The 16085-nt window shown below is 64.9% G+C and carries 16 protein-coding genes and 2 pseudogenes; 5 read left to right on the plus strand and 13 right to left on the minus strand.

Features of this window, described 5'->3' with window-relative positions:
- Positions 1-31: 31 nt before the first annotated feature.
- Complete coding sequence (locus tag B3098_RS14325) at positions 32-451, minus strand: universal stress protein (RefSeq protein WP_175123803.1); 420 nt, start codon at positions 449-451, stop codon at positions 32-34.
- A gap of 14 nt (positions 452-465) precedes the next feature.
- On the minus strand, positions 466-1458 hold the full coding sequence (locus B3098_RS14330; RefSeq protein ID WP_286897224.1) for a TerC family protein: 993 nt from the start codon (positions 1456-1458) through the stop codon (positions 466-468).
- Between the two features lie 148 nt (positions 1459-1606).
- Here B3098_RS14330 and nhaR point away from each other — a divergent pair, with 148 nt between their 5' ends.
- The gene (gene nhaR, locus B3098_RS14335) at positions 1607-2515 is read left to right on the plus strand and encodes a transcriptional activator NhaR (RefSeq protein WP_286897226.1); all 909 of its coding nucleotides are present in this window, start codon (positions 1607-1609) and stop codon (positions 2513-2515) included.
- Between the two features lie 41 nt (positions 2516-2556).
- On the opposite strand, the gene B3098_RS14340 is transcribed toward nhaR, so the two are convergent.
- Positions 2557-3036, minus strand: a complete 480-nt coding sequence (locus B3098_RS14340; RefSeq protein WP_286897227.1) for a DUF2501 domain-containing protein — start codon at positions 3034-3036, stop codon at positions 2557-2559.
- A 656-nt stretch (positions 3037-3692) separates the two neighbouring features.
- Here B3098_RS14340 and B3098_RS14345 point away from each other — a divergent pair.
- Complete coding sequence (locus tag B3098_RS14345; RefSeq protein ID WP_286897229.1) at positions 3693-4490, plus strand: alpha/beta fold hydrolase; 798 nt, start codon at positions 3693-3695, stop codon at positions 4488-4490.
- Positions 4491-4536: 46 nt separating this feature from the next.
- On the opposite strand, the gene B3098_RS14350 is transcribed toward B3098_RS14345, so the two are convergent.
- Positions 4537-5574 carry an alpha/beta fold hydrolase gene (locus B3098_RS14350; RefSeq protein ID WP_239215246.1) on the minus strand — a complete coding sequence of 346 codons (1038 nt, stop codon included), beginning with the start codon at positions 5572-5574 and terminating at the stop codon, positions 4537-4539.
- A gap of 220 nt (positions 5575-5794) precedes the next feature.
- Here B3098_RS14350 and B3098_RS14355 point away from each other — a divergent pair, with 220 nt between their 5' ends.
- The gene (locus tag B3098_RS14355) at positions 5795-6607 is read left to right on the plus strand and encodes a hypothetical protein (RefSeq protein WP_279975792.1); all 813 of its coding nucleotides are present in this window, start codon (positions 5795-5797) and stop codon (positions 6605-6607) included.
- Positions 6608-6802: 195 nt separating this feature from the next.
- On the opposite strand, the gene B3098_RS14360 is transcribed toward B3098_RS14355, so the two are convergent.
- Positions 6803-7258 carry a fasciclin domain-containing protein gene (locus B3098_RS14360; protein WP_056565359.1) on the minus strand — a complete coding sequence of 152 codons (456 nt, stop codon included), beginning with the start codon at positions 7256-7258 and terminating at the stop codon, positions 6803-6805.
- On the opposite strand from B3098_RS14360, the gene B3098_RS14365 reads away from it, so the two are divergent.
- On the plus strand, positions 7257-7382 hold the full coding sequence (locus B3098_RS14365; protein WP_263597313.1) for a hypothetical protein: 126 nt from the start codon (positions 7257-7259) through the stop codon (positions 7380-7382). The two genes, B3098_RS14360 and B3098_RS14365, sit on opposite strands and share 2 nt — an antisense overlap.
- Before the next feature lie 48 nt (positions 7383-7430).
- The gene (locus tag B3098_RS14370) at positions 7431-8411 is read left to right on the plus strand and encodes a MerR family transcriptional regulator (protein ID WP_286897231.1); all 981 of its coding nucleotides are present in this window, start codon (positions 7431-7433) and stop codon (positions 8409-8411) included.
- 114 nt (positions 8412-8525) lie between these two features.
- Here the strand turns inward: B3098_RS14370 and B3098_RS14375 are convergent, their stop codons facing one another.
- The 8 genes and pseudogenes from B3098_RS14375 to B3098_RS14410 all read right to left on the minus strand — a co-directional run bounded on the left by B3098_RS14375 (position 8526) and on the right by B3098_RS14410 (position 16018).
- Positions 8526-11621 carry an autotransporter outer membrane beta-barrel domain-containing protein gene (locus B3098_RS14375; protein WP_286897232.1) on the minus strand — a complete coding sequence of 1032 codons (3096 nt, stop codon included), beginning with the start codon at positions 11619-11621 and terminating at the stop codon, positions 8526-8528.
- A 398-nt stretch (positions 11622-12019) separates the two neighbouring features.
- Positions 12020-12310, minus strand: a complete 291-nt coding sequence (locus B3098_RS14380) for a hypothetical protein (protein ID WP_286897234.1) — start codon at positions 12308-12310, stop codon at positions 12020-12022.
- 15 nt (positions 12311-12325) lie between these two features.
- A complete protein-coding gene (locus tag B3098_RS14385) occupies positions 12326-12805 on the minus strand; it encodes a sensor histidine kinase (RefSeq protein WP_286897236.1) in 480 nt (159 codons plus the stop codon).
- On the minus strand, positions 12790-13068 hold the full coding sequence (locus B3098_RS14390) for a hypothetical protein (RefSeq protein WP_279975798.1): 279 nt from the start codon (positions 13066-13068) through the stop codon (positions 12790-12792). The genes B3098_RS14385 and B3098_RS14390 overlap by 16 nt, the downstream gene beginning before the upstream one ends.
- Positions 13068-13733 carry a response regulator transcription factor gene (locus tag B3098_RS14395; protein ID WP_286897238.1) on the minus strand — a complete coding sequence of 222 codons (666 nt, stop codon included), beginning with the start codon at positions 13731-13733 and terminating at the stop codon, positions 13068-13070. Before B3098_RS14395 ends, B3098_RS14390 begins: the two co-directional genes overlap by 1 nt.
- Before the next feature lies 1 nt (position 13734).
- A pseudogene (locus B3098_RS14400) lies at positions 13735-14340 on the minus strand (methyl-accepting chemotaxis protein); the annotation flags it as partial.
- A gap of 14 nt (positions 14341-14354) precedes the next feature.
- Positions 14355-14942: pseudogene (locus B3098_RS14405) on the minus strand (response regulator transcription factor); the annotation flags it as partial.
- Between the two features lie 164 nt (positions 14943-15106).
- Positions 15107-16018, minus strand: coding sequence for a LysR family transcriptional regulator (locus B3098_RS14410; RefSeq protein ID WP_175137101.1), 912 nt, complete (start codon positions 16016-16018; stop codon positions 15107-15109).
- Positions 16019-16085: the final 67 nt, after the last annotated feature.

Raw genomic sequence — 16085 nt, forward strand, 5'->3', positions numbered from 1 at the left:
AACAGGCCGGCCTCTGCGCCGTACCGCCGCCTCAGACAAGCATCACCGGACAGGGCGAGTGCGCCAGGATCCGCCCGCTGACCGAGCCGCGGATGGCGTTGATCAGCGGGCTGTGATGATGCGAGCCGATCACGATCGCCCCGGCATCGATCTGCTTTGCATACTCGACAATTTTCTCCGGCGTGAAGCCGACAAGCTCGTGGCATTCGTGGCCGACGTTGGCGGCGGTCAGGATGCCGACCACCGATTGCATCGCCTTGCCGCTTTCCTCGTGGTGCCAAGCGTCGATGTCCGCCTTGCCGATGAAGGACTTCACGTCACCGGCCACATCGGGTTCGCAGTGCACCACGTGCACGACGAAATCGCGATTCAGCAAGGGACTTTCCACCAGAAATCGGGCCGCCGCATCGCTGTGCAGCGAGCCGTCGGTGGCAAGAATGATCGTGTTCATGGCAGACCTCCGGTTCATGACTTCCTGGCTTCGTTGCGCGCGGGCTTGTGCGCGCCCCTTCCGGGCATCACCCAGCTTGCGCCCACCGACGCCAGCAGGATCACGCCCACCACCCCAAGCGACCAGTGCACCGGCACGTGGACCCATTGTTCGGCAAGCATCTTGCCGCCAATGATGACCAGCACCGACGCAAGGCCATACTTGAGATAGTGAAACCGCGCCACCATGTCCGCCAGCAGGAAATACAGCGCCCGCAGGCCCATGATGGCAAAAATGTTGGATGTGAAGACGATGAACGGATCGGTCGTCACGGCAAAGATGGCGGGGATGCTGTCCACGGCAAACACCACGTCCGTCGCTTCGATGACAATCAGCACGACGAACATCGGCGTCGCGTAGCGCAACCCGTCGATGCGCACGAAGAACGACTGGCCGTGATAGTCCTTGGTGATCCGCATGGTGGATCGCAGAAAGCGTACCAGCGGATTGCGGGCGATGTCCGGCTGTCGGCCGGCGGTGAACAGCATCTTCAAGCCCGTGAAGATCAGGAAGGCGCCCAGCACATAGAACAGCCACACGAACTGGGACAGCAGCCACACGCCGGCCAGGATCATGCTGACGCGCATGACGATGGCGCCCAGCACGCCGTACAGCAGCACGCGCCGCTGCAGTTCCAGCGGCACGGCGAAGTACGTGAAGATCAGCGAGAACACGAACATGTTGTCCACGGACAGGGACAGTTCGATGAGATAGCCGGTGTAGAACTCCAGCGCCTTCTGATGTGCGACCGCCCGGCCCAGGGTGGCGTCCAGATACCACCACATCAGGCCCCCGAACAGCGTGGCAAGCGTCATCCACGCGCCCACCCAGCAGAGCGCCTCGCGCGAGGATACGCGGTGGGCGCGGCGCCCACCGAACGCATAGAGGTCCAGCGCCAGCACGATCAGCACGAATCCCACGAACCCCGCCCACATCGGCAGCGTGGCAAAGGTTTCGACCCGGTTCATGAGAGGCGCCTCCTTCCATCGCGCCGCGTGCGCCGCGCAATGGGAAAACAAGAACTGCAATCGCACGAGGCCAGTCTAGTGCGGGGCGATTCCTCCAACAATCCGCATTATGATGACCCGATAGTCAGATTTTTTGGATTGATCAGCCATGGTCACTCTCAACTACAAGCATCTGCGCTATTTCTGGACGGTCGCGAAGGCGGGCAGCATCGCCCGCGCGGCACAGCAGCTTCAGCGCACGCCGCAATCGATCAGCGGCCAGATCCAGGAGCTGGAATCCACACTCGGCACGGAACTGTTCCGTCGCGCGGGCCGCGGTCTGGAACTGACCGATGTCGGCCGCCATGCGCTGTTATATGCGGACCGGATTTTCACGATGGGCGACGAACTGCTGGACGACCTGCGCGAGCGTCCGGCGCGGCGTGCGTTGGAGTTCAAGGTGGGGGTGGCCGAGGGCATGCCGAAGGCGATGGTGTACCGGATGATCGAGCCGGCATTGCATCTGGACCAGGACGTGCGGCTGATCTGCCGTGAGGGGCGGTTGCCGTTTCTACTGGCGGATCTGGCGGTGCATCGCTTCGATATGGTGATCGCGGATCGGCCGATGCCGAACAATCTGAATGTGCGGGGGTTCAGCCATCTGCTGGGGGAATGCGGGCTGACGTTCTTTGGATCGCCGCCGTTGCTGGACAGTCTGACGGGAACGTTTCCGGCGCTGCTGGACCAGGCGCCGTTCCTCTTGCCGGGCGAAGACGCCGCGATCCGGCCGCGGCTGTTGCAATGGTTCGATGAGCATGACATCCGGCCACGCATCGTGGGTGAATTCGACGATAGTGCGCTGATGAATTCTTTCGGGCAGACGGGAACGGGGCTGTTTGTTGCGCCGACGGCGACGGCGGCGTATCTGTGCAAGCAGTATCGGGTGCGCGTGATCGGGCACGCGGCGGACGTGAAGGAGCAGTTTTACGCGATCACGACCGAGCAGCGGTTGGAGCATCCGGCGGTGGTGGCGTTGAGCCGTGCGGCGCGGGAGGATATTTTTGGGACGGTGAAGTGACGGCGGCGCGCGAAGGCTGGCGCACCGCTGTGTGCGCCTGATTACAGGAAGGACTTCGCGTGTTTGAGGACCTGATCGCAGGCCTTGCGGGTGAGTTCCTCTTTCAGCCCGCCGCCGCTCAGGTCTACCGATTTGCCGTCGCTGCCGTTTAGGAGGCCTTGCAGGCCGGCAAGGTACCCGGAATCCGATTTGGCTTTCTGCGTTGAGCCGCCGCCGATCTTGCCCATCAGTTTGTCTTTCAGGGCCTGGGCATCGCCGCCGGCCAGGTAGTTGTTTTTCATGCAGAACTCGAGCACGCCGGCTGCGTTGCCGGCTGAGGCGGGGGTGAGCGAAGAGAGCGGCAGGCTGTTGCCTAGGCCTTGCAGGATGCCGCCTTGGGTTGACCCGCCCTGAGTTGAGCTGCCTTGGCTCTCCATCTGTCCCTTTACGGCATCGAGCCACTGGGCGCTGGCGACGCCTGCGTAGCACTGCGCCGCGATGAGGGCTGCGGCGACGGCTAGGTGGCGGAAAGGGATCTTCATGACTTGCTCCTGGTGCGGTGGTGAGTGCGGCCATCGTAGCGGCGCGCTGCTGCGGATCGGCGTGCGGGCGGCGGGTGTAATGCGACAAATGTTGTGCTTGCGGCCACCGTACGCCGTGAGGCCGTAGCAATTCCATTCTTAACGTCACGGCTTTGATACCGGTGTGATGGGTGAGGGTGTTGAACGTCGGGCGGGCGACGGGCGTGTGAGGGCTTCGCGGTTGGTGATCTTGCTGCCACGTGGATCTTCGTAGGTCGCCCGACGCCGCGGTCACCGGGGAGGCGATCGCCCACGATTGCGGTCCGGAGCCTTCGCTCCGGACTCCCCCGTCGTCATCGTCGTTGTCGCCTCCGGCGACTGCCTTCCGATTCCCTCGGGCGCATCGACGGCGCTCGCCTCCCCGGTGACCACGACGCCGTGCTGCCAGGGTCTTTGGTATGGGCGCTACAAGACCTGTATTCAGGGCAGGAAATCTGCGGGGCCGCCGGGTTGCTGCCGCCCGGACGGCGGCAACCCGGCATCGGGTTCGTGGGGCGTCGTGGCGGTGTGCGCTGCGCGCCTACGCTACTATTTCGCACTGTCCCCGGGGAGGCGGCTGGCGTGCCGCCAGCGCATTCAAGAGGCTTCCCGTGCCATCTATTTCGTGAGAACCCGAGATGTCGTCCGTCGAATTCCAAGATGTCTTCGTCCCCGCCGCCGGCGGCCAGCTGTTTGTGCGGCGCTGGACGCCCGATGCCTCTGCCTCCTCCGGCGAGCGCGGCGTGCCGATCGTGCTGATGCACGATTCGCTCGGATGCGTGGAGTTGTGGCGTGACTTTCCGGAGCGGTTGGCGGGCGCAACGGGCCGCGAGGTCATTGCCTACGACCGGCTGGGGTTCGGCCGGTCCGATCCGTACAAGGGCACGCTGGGCGTGGACTTTGTGGTGCGCGAGGCTATCGAGGGATTTCGCGCCGTGCGCGAGGCGCTCGAACTGGAAGAGTTCGCGGCGTTCGGGCACAGCGTGGGTGGGGGGATGGCGATTGCCAGCGCTGCGGCTTATCCGCAGTCTTGCCGCGCGCTGATTACCGAGTCGGCGCAGGTTTATGCCGAGGAACGCACGTTGGACGGGATCCGCCAGGCGGGGGAGTCTTTCGCGCAGCCGGGACAGTTGGACCGCCTGAAGAAGTATCACGGCGAGAAGGCGGCCTGGGTGCTGAGCGCGTGGATCGATACCTGGCTGTCGCCGGACTTCGCGGACTGGACGCTGGATCCGCAGTTGGCGCAGGTGAAGTGTCCGGCGCTGGCGCTGCATGGCGACAACGATGAATACGGGTCCACGGTGCACGCCGAGCGCATTGCGCAATTGGCGGGCGCGCGGCCGGTTATCTTCGAGAACTGCGGCCATGTGCCCCACCGGGAGATGCCCGAGCAGGTGCTTGCGACGGTGTCGGACTGGCTGCCGCGCGCCGGCTGAGCGGCGCGTGGTGTCGCGGTGAGATGCGGTGTGACGCGTTTCTGCGCTACAGGCGCGTGACGCGCAGCACGGCGTCGGCAAACGCCTTGGGCGCCTCTTGCGGCAGGTTGTGGCCGATGCCGGTGCCGACGTCGATGTGCTGGTATTTGCCGGTGAACTGGCCGGCGTAGGCAGCGGGTGGCGGATGCGGGGCGCCGTTGGCGTCGCCTTCCATGGTGATGGACGGAATGCCGATCTTGGGCAGTTGCGCCAGGCGCGTCTCGAGCGCGTCGTACTGCGCTTCGCCCTGCGCCAGCCCCAGCCGCCAGCGGTAGTTGTGCACGACGATCTCGACGTGGTCGGGGTTGTTGAAGGCGCGTGCGGATCGCGCAAACGTTGCGTCGTCAAAGCGCCATTGAGGCGAGGCCAGTTGCCAGATCAGCTTGTTGAAGCTGTCGACGTTGGCAGCGTAGCCGGCGGCGCCGCGTTCGGTGGCGAAGTAGAACTGGTACCACCATTGCAGTTCGGCCTGCGGCGGCAGCGGTTTGCGGTTGCCTTCCTGGCTGCCGATGAGGTAGCCGCTGACCGACACCAGCGCTTCGCAGCGTTCGGGCCAAAGGGCCGCCATGATGCAGGCGGTGCGCGCGCCCCAGTCGAAGCCGGCGACGACGGCCTTGCGGATCTTCAGGGCGTCCATCAGCGCAATCATGTCGACGGCGACGACAGCCTGTTCGCCGTTGCGCGGGGTGTCGGGCGACACGATCCGGGTGGTGCCGTAGCCGCGCAGATGGGGCACGATGACGCGGTAACCGGCGGCGGTCAGGCGCGGCACGACGTCGATGAAGCTGTGGATGTCGTAGGGCCAGCCGTGCAGCAGGATGGCGACGGGGCCGTCGGCGGGGCCGGCGTCCACGTAGCCCACGTCGAGCGTGCCGGCGCGGATCTGGCGGATGTTGTTGAACGTGGGGATGAGGCCTTGGGGGGCCTGCGCCACGGACTTGGCGATCGCGTTGCCGCCGAGCGCGAGGCCCAGCAGGCTGGCGCCCGCCAGCGATGAAGTGGTACCCAGCAGGCGGCGCCGCTGGACGTTTACCGGTTCCGACATGGTGATGCTCCAGAAAGTCGTGTTGAAAGGGACATGACTGCTGGACGTCACTGTGGCGCAGGCCGCCGGGCGTTGGGTGTCGGCATGTACGCGCCGCGCGGGCGGATACACAGGGACATAAAAAAGCTGAAGGACGGGCCCTGGAAGGGCTGGAGGCGGCCGGGCGGCACCTTTACTATCACTGCTAGCCGGCACACCCGCCTGCCGGGGATGAATCCGCATGAGCACTCGATCTGCCGCAACGATGTCCTCCCCCCGCTCGCGCCGCGTGCTGCCGTGGACAGTGGTGATCCTGGTGGCGCTGGGCCTGGCGCTCTACGGACCGATTCCGCAGCTCGAGCACTATCACGACTTTGCGGACAAGCGCTCGTGGCTGGGCATTCCCAACGCGGGCGATGTGCTGTCCAACCTGGGCTTTGCGGTGGTCGGGTGGTATGGCCTGGCGCTGGTGCTGCACTCGCGCCGGCACCCTGCGCTGGATGCGATCCGGCCAGGCTACACGGTGTTTTTCCTTGCGCTCTTGCTGACCGCGTTCGGGTCCGGCTGGTATCACCTGGTGCCGGACAACGCGCGCCTGATCTGGGACCGCCTGCCCATTGCGCTGCTGTGCGCCGGCATCCTGTCCGCTGTGTGGCGCGAAACCGTGGGCGACGGCCGCTGGGTCGATGTGCTGTGGACCACGCTGGCGGTGGGCAGCGTGGCGTGGTGGTGGTACACCGATCACACGTCGACGGGCGATCTGCGTCCGTACCTTTTCGTGCAATTCATGCCGCTGGTGCTGGTGCCGCTGCTGCAATGGCGCAACGGCACACCCATGCGGGAACGGCTGTATTTTGGCGCGGCGATCGGGTTCTACGTGCTGGCCAAGGCTGCAGAGCTGCTCGACCATCAGATTTTTGATGCCTTCGCGTTCCTCAGCGGCCACACGCTCAAGCACCTGTTTTCGATGGTGGCGGGGCTGATGGTGACGCTGAACTTCGCGCATCGCAAGCGCGAGGCGGATGCAACCGTCCGCCCGTACCCGCCGGCCTGAACCGTTAGCGCTTGCAGCGCGATCCACGCTGTCGTCTGATACGCCCCAATATCCGGCTGACGATGTCGCTGGACCGGCATACGGACTAAAGCAAAAAAGGTAGGCCACGCACCGTCACGGTGGCCTACCAAGGCCGACATCGTTGCAGCCTGCGCATTGCAGGCCGCGCATTGCAGACCTTTCGTTGCAGCCCAATTACTTCGGCATCAGGACAGTGTCGATGACGTGGATGACGCCGTTATCCGCCACCACGTCCGTCTTCACGACCTTGGCGTTATCCACCATGACCGTCCCGCCATTGACCGTCACCGTCAGCGGGCTGCCTTGAACGGTCTTCACCTGGCCTGCCTTCACGTCCTTGGCCATGACCTTGCCCGGCACGACGTGATAGGTCAGGACCTTGGTCAGCGCCGCCTTGTCCTTCAACAGCGCGTCGAGCTTGTCCTTCGGCACCTTGGCGAAAGCCTCATCGGTCGGCGCAAACACGGTGAACGGCCCCGGGCCCTTCAGCGTGTCCACCAGGCCGGCCGCCTGCACGGCGGTCACCAGGGTGTTGAACGACCCCGCAGATTTGGCGGTGTCGACGATGTCGGCGGCCTGCGCCGTGCCCAGCGCCAGGGTGAGCGAAATACCTGCCAGAAGACGTTTCATGATTGACTCCTTGTCCCGTGAACATCCGCGAAAAGCGGGGTTTGCGCAAAGCGGCGTTGAGATCGAAAGTGAACCGCTTGAGGAGAAAATTTACGCGTCGGACGGCTTCTCGTCCATGTTTTGAACCGCTATTATTCAAACTTATCGGTTCAATATCGGGTCAACCAAAACCATGGAATCCAAGCAACCGGATGACGGCCGCATCACCTACCGCAGCGGCGTGGCGGCGCGGCTAGCGGGACTGTCGCCCGAGACCCTGCGCGTCTGGGAACGCCGCTACAACCTGTCGGGCGCGGAACGCTCGGCGCGTGGCCAGCGGCTCTATTCCGCCGAGCAGGTCCGCCGGCTCAGCCTGCTCAAGCAGCTGGTCGATCAAGGTCACGCCATCGGCGTGCTCGCACCCATGTCCGTGGATCAGTTGCAGGAACTGGCGGGCGCCGCCGCGCACCAGCCCAAGGCGCACGGGCCGTTGAGGGTGGGCGTGGTCGGCGCCAACCTGGCGCGGCGCATTGCCGGCAGCGGACGCGACGGCCTGGATGTGATCGTCCAACATAGCTGGCCCCACCTTGAACAGGTCGCGCTCACGCCGCAGGACACCGGCGTCGAGGTTCTGGTGATCGAACAGTCCGAGTTGCACGAGAGCGCCTTGCCGCTGATCGTGGCCGCTGCGCAAGCATGCGGCCAAGCGGCCGTCGTGGTGCTGTACCGGTTCTGCGCCAGCGCGACCATCCGCGCGTTGCGCGCGCACGGCTGCCTGGCCGCCCGCGTTCCCGCCGACACCGGCGAGCTGCTGCAGTTGTGCCGGTCCGCGCTGGCGGGCGAGCGGCTGCCGACCGCGCCGCAGCATCCGACGCCGGAGCTGCGCTTTGACGAGCATGCGCTCCTGACCATCATGGCGTCCGGTAGCGGCCTTGCCTGCGAATGCCCGAAGCACCTGGCCGACCTGTTGCTGATGGTGGGCAGCTTTGAACGCTACAGCGTCCAGTGCGCGTCCCGCAATGAAGACGACGCCCAACTGCACAGCGAACTCGGACGCGCAGCCGGGCAGGCACGCGCCATCCTGGAAGTTGCGATGGAACGCCTGGCCAGAGCCGAAGGGTTGCCGTTGCCGGCGGGGACGCCGAAGACGGAAGCCCAAAAGAAAGCGCGCTGAGGGCAGGGCCGTAAGACCCTGCGCTCAGCGCGTGGCGCGTGCAAAGGAACGAGCCCGGATTCAAGCCCGTTGCCGTTCAGGCATCGGCATTGAACCGGCCGCGCTGCCTGCGCCTTAGAAGCGCGTCATCAGCTTGAACATGCCCGACTGCTGGCGATTGCCGCCGCCAAACTGCGCGTCGTACGCCACGCCAGCCGTTGTGTTGCGCGTGATCGCCACTTCTGCGCCCAGGCCCAGCACGGCCGCGTTCTGCGCAATGGGAACGCCCGACACCGTGAAGGTGCTGCCGCCCTCGAAAGCCAGCTTCTGCGTGGGTTTGACATCGCCCATCGCATGGCGCCAGCCCACCGTGGCCGTCAGGCGGCCCGGCGCGTCATCCGTGCCGATCAGCATGGCGCCGCGCAAGCCCAGCGTGGTGCTCGTCACATCGTCCGTGCTGCCTTGGCCGCGCAGGGCCGCGCTGCCGCCCGTTTCCTGGAAGTCGCGCGTGCGGACCTGGTTCCATGCCACGCCGGCAAAGGGTTCGATGGCGTAGGCGTCGCCCAGCGGCAGCTTGTAGCCCAGTTCCGTGAACACCTGCGTCGACGACGCGTTATACGACGACTCGAGGCGCTGGTTCAGGCTGCCGGCCGCAATATTGCGCTTGGAATCGATCTCGTGCCAGGTGTAGGCCGCGCCCACCATGAAGCGCACATGTCCGGGACCTGCTTCGAAATTCTTGCCGCCGAAGACCGTGGCCGTGTAGCTGTCCACGCTCATGCGCGACGACACGTCGGAGATCGAGTTGTGGCTGCCGGTGTACCCGACCGCGCCGCCCAGGCGCCAACCGCCGCCCACATCGCCGTCGCCGCCGACAAAGAGACCGCCTGCGGACTGATGCACGGTGGATGCATTGCCGTCGCCACGGAAGGTGCTCCAGTTGCCGAAGGCCTGCGCCCAGATCGGCGATGCGCCGCTTTGCGGCAAGGCGTCTGACGACGACGCGCCCAATTGGGCCGTCGGCCGGCCAGCGCGCATCGGCGCGTCGAGGTTGCCGCGCAGATGCGACAGCGGCAACGTGGTCACCGCGTCGCCCTGGCCTTGCAACACGCTGCCGGTGCTGGCGTACGCTTCGCCGGACAGTTGCTTCAGGGCCGCGCGCGCTTGCGCGGGAGACATGGCCAACACGGCCGCCGTCACCTGGCTTGCACCCGTCGTCTTGCCTGCGCCATTGCCGCTGGCGATCAGCGACGAGTCGGCGCCGGGCGTGACGGGCGTGGTGACGACCGGGGCGGATTCATTGCCGTTTCCGGTGCCTGTCGCCGCCGAGCCACTGCCCGTCGTTGCGGAACCGTTGCCGGTCGATGCCGAGCCGTTGCCCGTCGATGCCGAGCCGTTGCCCGTCGACGCCGAGCCGTTGCCCGTCGACGCCGAGCCGTTGCCCGTCGATGCGGAGCCGTTGCCCGTCGACGCGGAGCCGTTGCCCGTCGATGCGGAGCCATCGCCCGCCGATGCCGAACCGTTGCCCGCCGACGCGGAGCCGTCGCCAGCCGGCGCCGAGCCATTGCCCGTCGACGCGGAACCATTACCCGCCGAAGCCGAGCCGTTACCGCTCGAGGGCGGCGCTTCCTGATCCAGCGCTCCACCCACGTTCGTTTCGTTCTCCGAACCGCCCACGCTGCCGATCGGCACGTCGTTACGCGAGAGCGTCATGAAAGCATTCTTCGCGTCATAGCTGAGCGACGGCGTCAGGAACGCGTAGTTGCTCGACACGCCCGTGAACCGGCCTTGAATGCCGCCGTCCGCGGTGAGGATGTTGTACGTCGTGCGCGGCGCGTAGTTGCCATTGGGCCCCACATGCGCGACCGTGCCGTCCAGCGTGGCAACGCCGGTCACATGGATGCGGTCGCTCAGCGTGCTGGTCGGATCGGCGTGCACGCGATAGATCGTGTCCTGGCCGAAGTTGAGATTGCCGTTGACCGTCAGCGTGCCCATCGGCGTGCCGTCGTTACCCGGCGAAATCACAGCCGTGGGGTACAGCGTCGTGCTGCCGACTTGGCCGACACCTGCCAGCACCACTTCGCGGCCGATGTCCATCGGGCCGTTCAGCTTGCCGTTGATCTCCAGCGCGCCGTCGGCGATGAAGATGGGGCCGGTCAGGTTGCTGCTGTCGCCGTTCAGGATGATGGAGCCGACGCCGGTCTTCACAAAACCTTCCGTGCCTTGCAGCGGGTTGTCGATGATGTCGACAAACTGGCCGGCCGCATACGTGCCGTCGCCGACGACGATGACGGGCGGGTTGCCGCCCGTGCCCGCCAGCGTGATCGGCGCGCCTTGCAGGCGATAGCGGTCCGTGGCGAACTGCAAGCCCGACGCACGCACCGGACCGGCGCTGCCGTCCACGGTGACCGTGCCCGCCGCGCCCGTGAAGATCGCATAGCCGCCGCTGGGCAGGGCGCCCGTGGCGTTCGTCGGGCTGCTCCAGTTGCCGCTCGTCGCCGTCCACGTACCGCTGCCGCCGCCCGCGGTTGCCGCGGAGGCCACACCATTGCCGTTCCACAGATTGGTGGTGCTGGGACCCAGGACCAGGTTGATGTGCTTGTCGCCCGTCAGCGTCTGGATCGTCGCGGCCGGCGCCGAGTCGCCGGAGACCGTGCCCAGCGTCAGTCCGCTTCCGCTCAGCGTGCCGCCGTACGACATGATGCGGTAAAAGCCCGCGTTGACCCCGTGCGTGCTGACCTTCACGTTCAACGTCGCGTTGTTCAGGGCAACGTTGCCGCCCACCTTGATGTTGTCGCCCGTGCCGGGTTGCGTGATGGGCAGTCCGGCGTAGCCGGTTTCGAAATCAAAGACGCCGTTGTTGATCGACAGATTGCCGTTCACCACGAGATTGCCGTTGGAGACCCCCGTCGGCGTGTCCACCCAGTATCCCGGCGCCACGCGGGAATTTCCCGTCACGTTCAGGTCGCCACCGATCGACCCGAAACCCGCCACCGTGCCATTCGACATGGCATTGACGTTGCCGCCGATCGCCACGCCCGCACCGCCGCCATTACCGCCAATAACCGCCGTGCCGCCGTTGACATCAATGCCGCCGGGAAAGTTGGCCGACCCGTCAAACACCTGCGTATTGCCCGACCCGATGGTCAGGTCCGCAGCGGTGACGTTCCCCACGTAGGACGCGCTCAAGGCGAGCGTCGCCGTCAGCCACTTCTTTGTGCCGTATGCCAAAACTTCAATCCTCCGGATTAATCGAGCTTCCTTTCACACATTGCCGATATGTTTAAAAAGTATCGGTAAGTAATAATGCAGCCGGCGTGAATTTAGGGTCAGCTCTCGAAAAAAGGAGGCAATGTATAACGATTTTTTTTACGTCCCCGTTAATAAACGAGGTTATGTCCCGTTAATTATCAAAATAGGTCTACGGCATACGACCGATATTTGTAGGAAGCACTACGCGTGGGTTATCCGAAGTATTTATATTGGTCGATTGGATACCATCTTTGCGAGGCGAACGGCCCGATTTGGATACCATCCGTTCCCTTTACGGTGCCGATTATTGGACAGCGACTCACATACATTTCCGAAACAAAATGACACGACGGCCTGGTCCACCCTTACCTTTTTGATTAATCCGGTCGGCGCTGCGCGCCCAACCTCAAAATACGTATGAGCCGGGTGATTAATACCGCTGGTGAAAACGCCGCACGGGTTCTCACAGTTTTGGAACCGCATTCAGGGCACTGCGTGGCAACGTCGTGCCTCGCCCCCAAGCGTTCCACGGACCGCTTCAGTCCACCATTACGCTGCTCAAGCTGGCGGATCCGCTGCAATTCGTCCCGGCTTTGGACGGCGCGCAGGTAAGCGCGCAGCCCGTCGAACGGAGGCCGTGTCTCACTGCGGCAGTCGGGCGTTTCCATGTTCTCTCCACCCACCTATTGCGCGGGCGAGGCGGCGGCCACGGCGTCGGGCAGCGGAAACGTCACGCTCAAGCACACGCCACGCCCCTCGGCGCCGTCCTCCAACGTGACGCGCGCATTGTGCGAGCGGGCGATCCTTGCCACCAGGGCCAGCCCCAATCCGCTGCCGTGGCTTGGCGCACCGGGCCCGCGGTAGAAGGGGTCGAAGATGCGCTCGCGCAGCGGCCGTGCGATGCCCGGGCCGTTGTCCGACACCGCCAACGTGACGCTGTCGGCCGCCCGCTCCACCGCTACCCTGATCGAACTGCCGTCGCCGCTGTACCGGCCTGCGTTGTCCAGCAGGTTGCGCACCAGGATGCCCAGCGCGTCGACCTGACCCAGAATCTGGCCCGGGACGGCATCCACGGTGAGCTGCTGGCCGCGATGGACGAACGACGCCTGCATGTCCCGCAGGACAAAGCCCACGACGGAAGCGAGATTCACCGGTTCAAGCACGATGTCGTTCCTGTCGGTGCGCGCCAGGTCCAGAGGACGGCGGGGACGGGTAGGTCGCGGGTGATGTCCTGCGTCACCGGCACCATCGCCAGAAAGAACGCAACGCTGTCGACCACCGCCCTCAGCTCATGATCGCGCGCCCCGGACTCGCTCCGCGTCAGGCTGTTCCAGTACAGACCGAACTGCACCAGCCACGACACCAGCAGCGCGCTGAAGATGCCCAGCAGAATCTGCGCCCGCATCGAATTCGTGACCCGGCGCATCAGCTGCTATCCCGGGCGAGGCGATAGCCTTGGCCGTGCACGTTCTCGATGGCGTCCTTGCCCAGCTTGCGCCGCAGGGCGTGAATGAACACGGCGATCGTATTGCTTTCGCCGGGCCGGTCGGCGCCGTAGAGATGCGCGCGCAGTTCTTCGGTGGACGCAAGCCGGTCGGGATGCCTGAGCAGCATCTCCAGCGTGCGGAACTCCTGCTCGGACAGGCGCGTCGGCACCTCATCGACAAAGGCCTCGCGGCGTCCCGGGTCCAGCTTTACATGACGCCAAGCCAGCACCTTGTCGCCCGCCACGCCGCTGCGCCGGAGCAGCGCGCGCATGCGTGCAAAGAGCTCCGTGGGCTCGAACGGCTTGATGACGTAATCGTCGGCGCCCAGATCCAGCCCCTTGATGCGGTCGCTCAAGGCATCCCGCGCGGTGATCAGGATCACCGGCACCGCGTCGCCACGCCGGCGCAGAAAGCGCAGCACGTCCAGCCCCGACCCGCGATGCAGACCGATATCGAGCAGCACGATCGTGAAGGCATGCTCCAGAAGCAGCACCTTGGCGGCGTCGACTTCCTGCACCAGCGTCACCGCAAAGTCCAGCTCCTCGAGGGCCAGCGTCAGTGCGTCCGCGAACATCGCGTCGTCCTCGACCAACAGCACCCGCATGTCAGTTCCCCTGTGTGGGCATTGTCAGCCTCTGCGCGGCGCGGCGCGGCGGGCGTGCCGCATCATAAAGGTCTGCCGCCGCGGCCGATTCCTCGACCAGCGCGGCGTTCTGCTGCGTCATCGTGTCCATCTGCGACACCGCCACGTTCACCTGTTCGATGCCGCTGGTCTGCTCCGCCGAGGCCGAGGCGATTTCCATCGTCACCTCTTTCAGGCGCGCCACAGCGTCCAGCACCTTCTGCATCTGGTCGCCCGCCGTGGCCGCCAGCGACTCGCCGCCTTGCACCGCGCGCTTGGAATTCTCGATCAGGCCCTTGATCTCCTTGGCTGCCGTCGCGCTGCGTTGCGCCAGCGCGCGCACTTCGGTGGCCACCACTGCGAAGCCGCGGCCCTGTTCGCCGGCCCGCGCGGCTTCCACCGCCGCATTCAGCGCAAGAATATTCGTCTGGAACGCGATGCTGTCGATCACCGAGACGATCTCGCCGACGCGCTCGGCATCGGTCGAGATCGCACCGATCGCGTCCACCACCTGGCCCACCACGCGGCCGGCCTCAACCGTGAGCTGGCTGCAATCCACGGCGAGACTGCTGCCGCTGGCAGCGTTGTCCGGTGCGCCTTGACCGTCACTTCGCTGATCCCCAGCTGCTCGGCGACTTCCTTGTTCAGGCAACCGGACGCGATCAACTCGATCACCTGCTGCTCGCGCGCGGTCAACGAGCGATAAAGCGCCATGAGCTTTTCGAACTCCTGCTCTTTTGCGCGGCGCGCGACGTCCGACTCCAGTGCACGGTGCACGGAATCGAGCAGCCGCTGCTCGGAAATGGGCTTTTCCAGGAAATCGATGGCGCCGGCCTTCATGGCTTTGACTGTCTGGCGGATATCGCCAAAGCCCGTGACCACCACGATGGGAATGTGATCGCCCAGTTCACGCATACGCGCCTGCAATGCCAGGCCGTCGCCATCCGACAATTGCAGATCCAGAATCAGACAGGAAGGCACCGGCGGCCGCGCCGCCGCCTGAAAGGCACTGATCGAGTCGAAGGTTTCGGCGTAGATCCCGATGGACGACAGCAAGCGAAACAGCGAGTCGCTGACCTCGGCGTGATCGTCCACGATATACACAATCGCAGAGGGCGCGCCGGTTTTTTGAAAGTTCAACGCTATGACTCCTTGCGGGGCGCGGCGCAATGCTAGCGTCGCATGCCTCATAGGGCAGCCACCAGATACAAATGCTGCGAGTTTAAGCGTTGAGATTTGTCCCCTTTAACTGCGGGCGGCCCGAGCCGCCCTGCAGATTTCCCGCCAGGAGCCTCACTTCTTCTTTTCGCTAAGGAGATGAAGGGATGCCAAGCCCACCCGCTTATGTGTCCCCGTTAGACGTCCGGCGTGGCGGCCTTCGCAGCGGCAGGCTGACGCGCCATCTCGATAAACGCCCGCTGGTAATCCAGGGCGTCGTCCGCCTCGCGCGACCCCAGGAAGATCTGCTTGGGAATACCACGCGGACCCAAGCGCACCGGCACCAGATCCATCTTGACCGCGTACTCCTCGACCAGCCAGCGCGGCAGCGCGGCCACGCCCCGCCCGCTGGCCACCATCTGCAGCATGATGTCCGTGGTCTCGATCGCCTTGTGCCGCTTGGGCGTGACGCCGGCCTTCAAGAGGAACTGGTTGTAGATGTCCAGCCGTTCGATATCGACGGGATAGCTGATGAGCACTTCCTGCGTCAGTTGCTCGGGCTTCACGTAGGCCACCGACGCCAGCGGATGGCCCTTCGCCACGACCAGCACCTGCTCGTAGTCGAACACCGGTTCGAACTTCAGGCCCGGCTTGAACAGCGGATCGGGGGTGACCAGCAGGTCGATCTCGTAGCCGAAGAGCGCGCCAATGCCGCCGAACTGGAACTTCTGTTTGACGTCCACATCCACGTCCGGCCACGCCGCCAGATACGGCGCCACCACCTTCAGTAGCCACTGATAGCACGGGTGGCACTCCATGCCGATGCGCAGCGCGCCGCGTTCGCCCTGGGCAAACTGGCCCAGCCGCTCTTCGGCCAGGTCCAGTTGCGGCAGCACCCGGTTCGCCACCGCCAGCAGATATTGGCCGGCCTGTGTCAGGCGCAAACGTCTTCCTTCACGCAGCCAGATATCGGTGCCGAGCTGCACCTCCAGCTTCTTCATGCTGTGGCTCAGCGCCGACTGAGTCAGGTTCAGCACGCCAGCCGCGGCCGTCAACGAACCTTGTTTTTCGACCTGCTGCACGATGCTCAGATGGATACGTTCAAGCATTCTTATGATCTAGATTCATGGATTTGTGAAATAAAACCATTTTACGTCATGGATTTTGATATTTAGC

Origin of the sequence: Achromobacter sp. UBA2119 (assembly GCF_002331005.1) — a bacterium.
GTDB lineage: Bacteria > Pseudomonadota > Gammaproteobacteria > Burkholderiales > Burkholderiaceae_B > Achromobacter > Achromobacter animicus.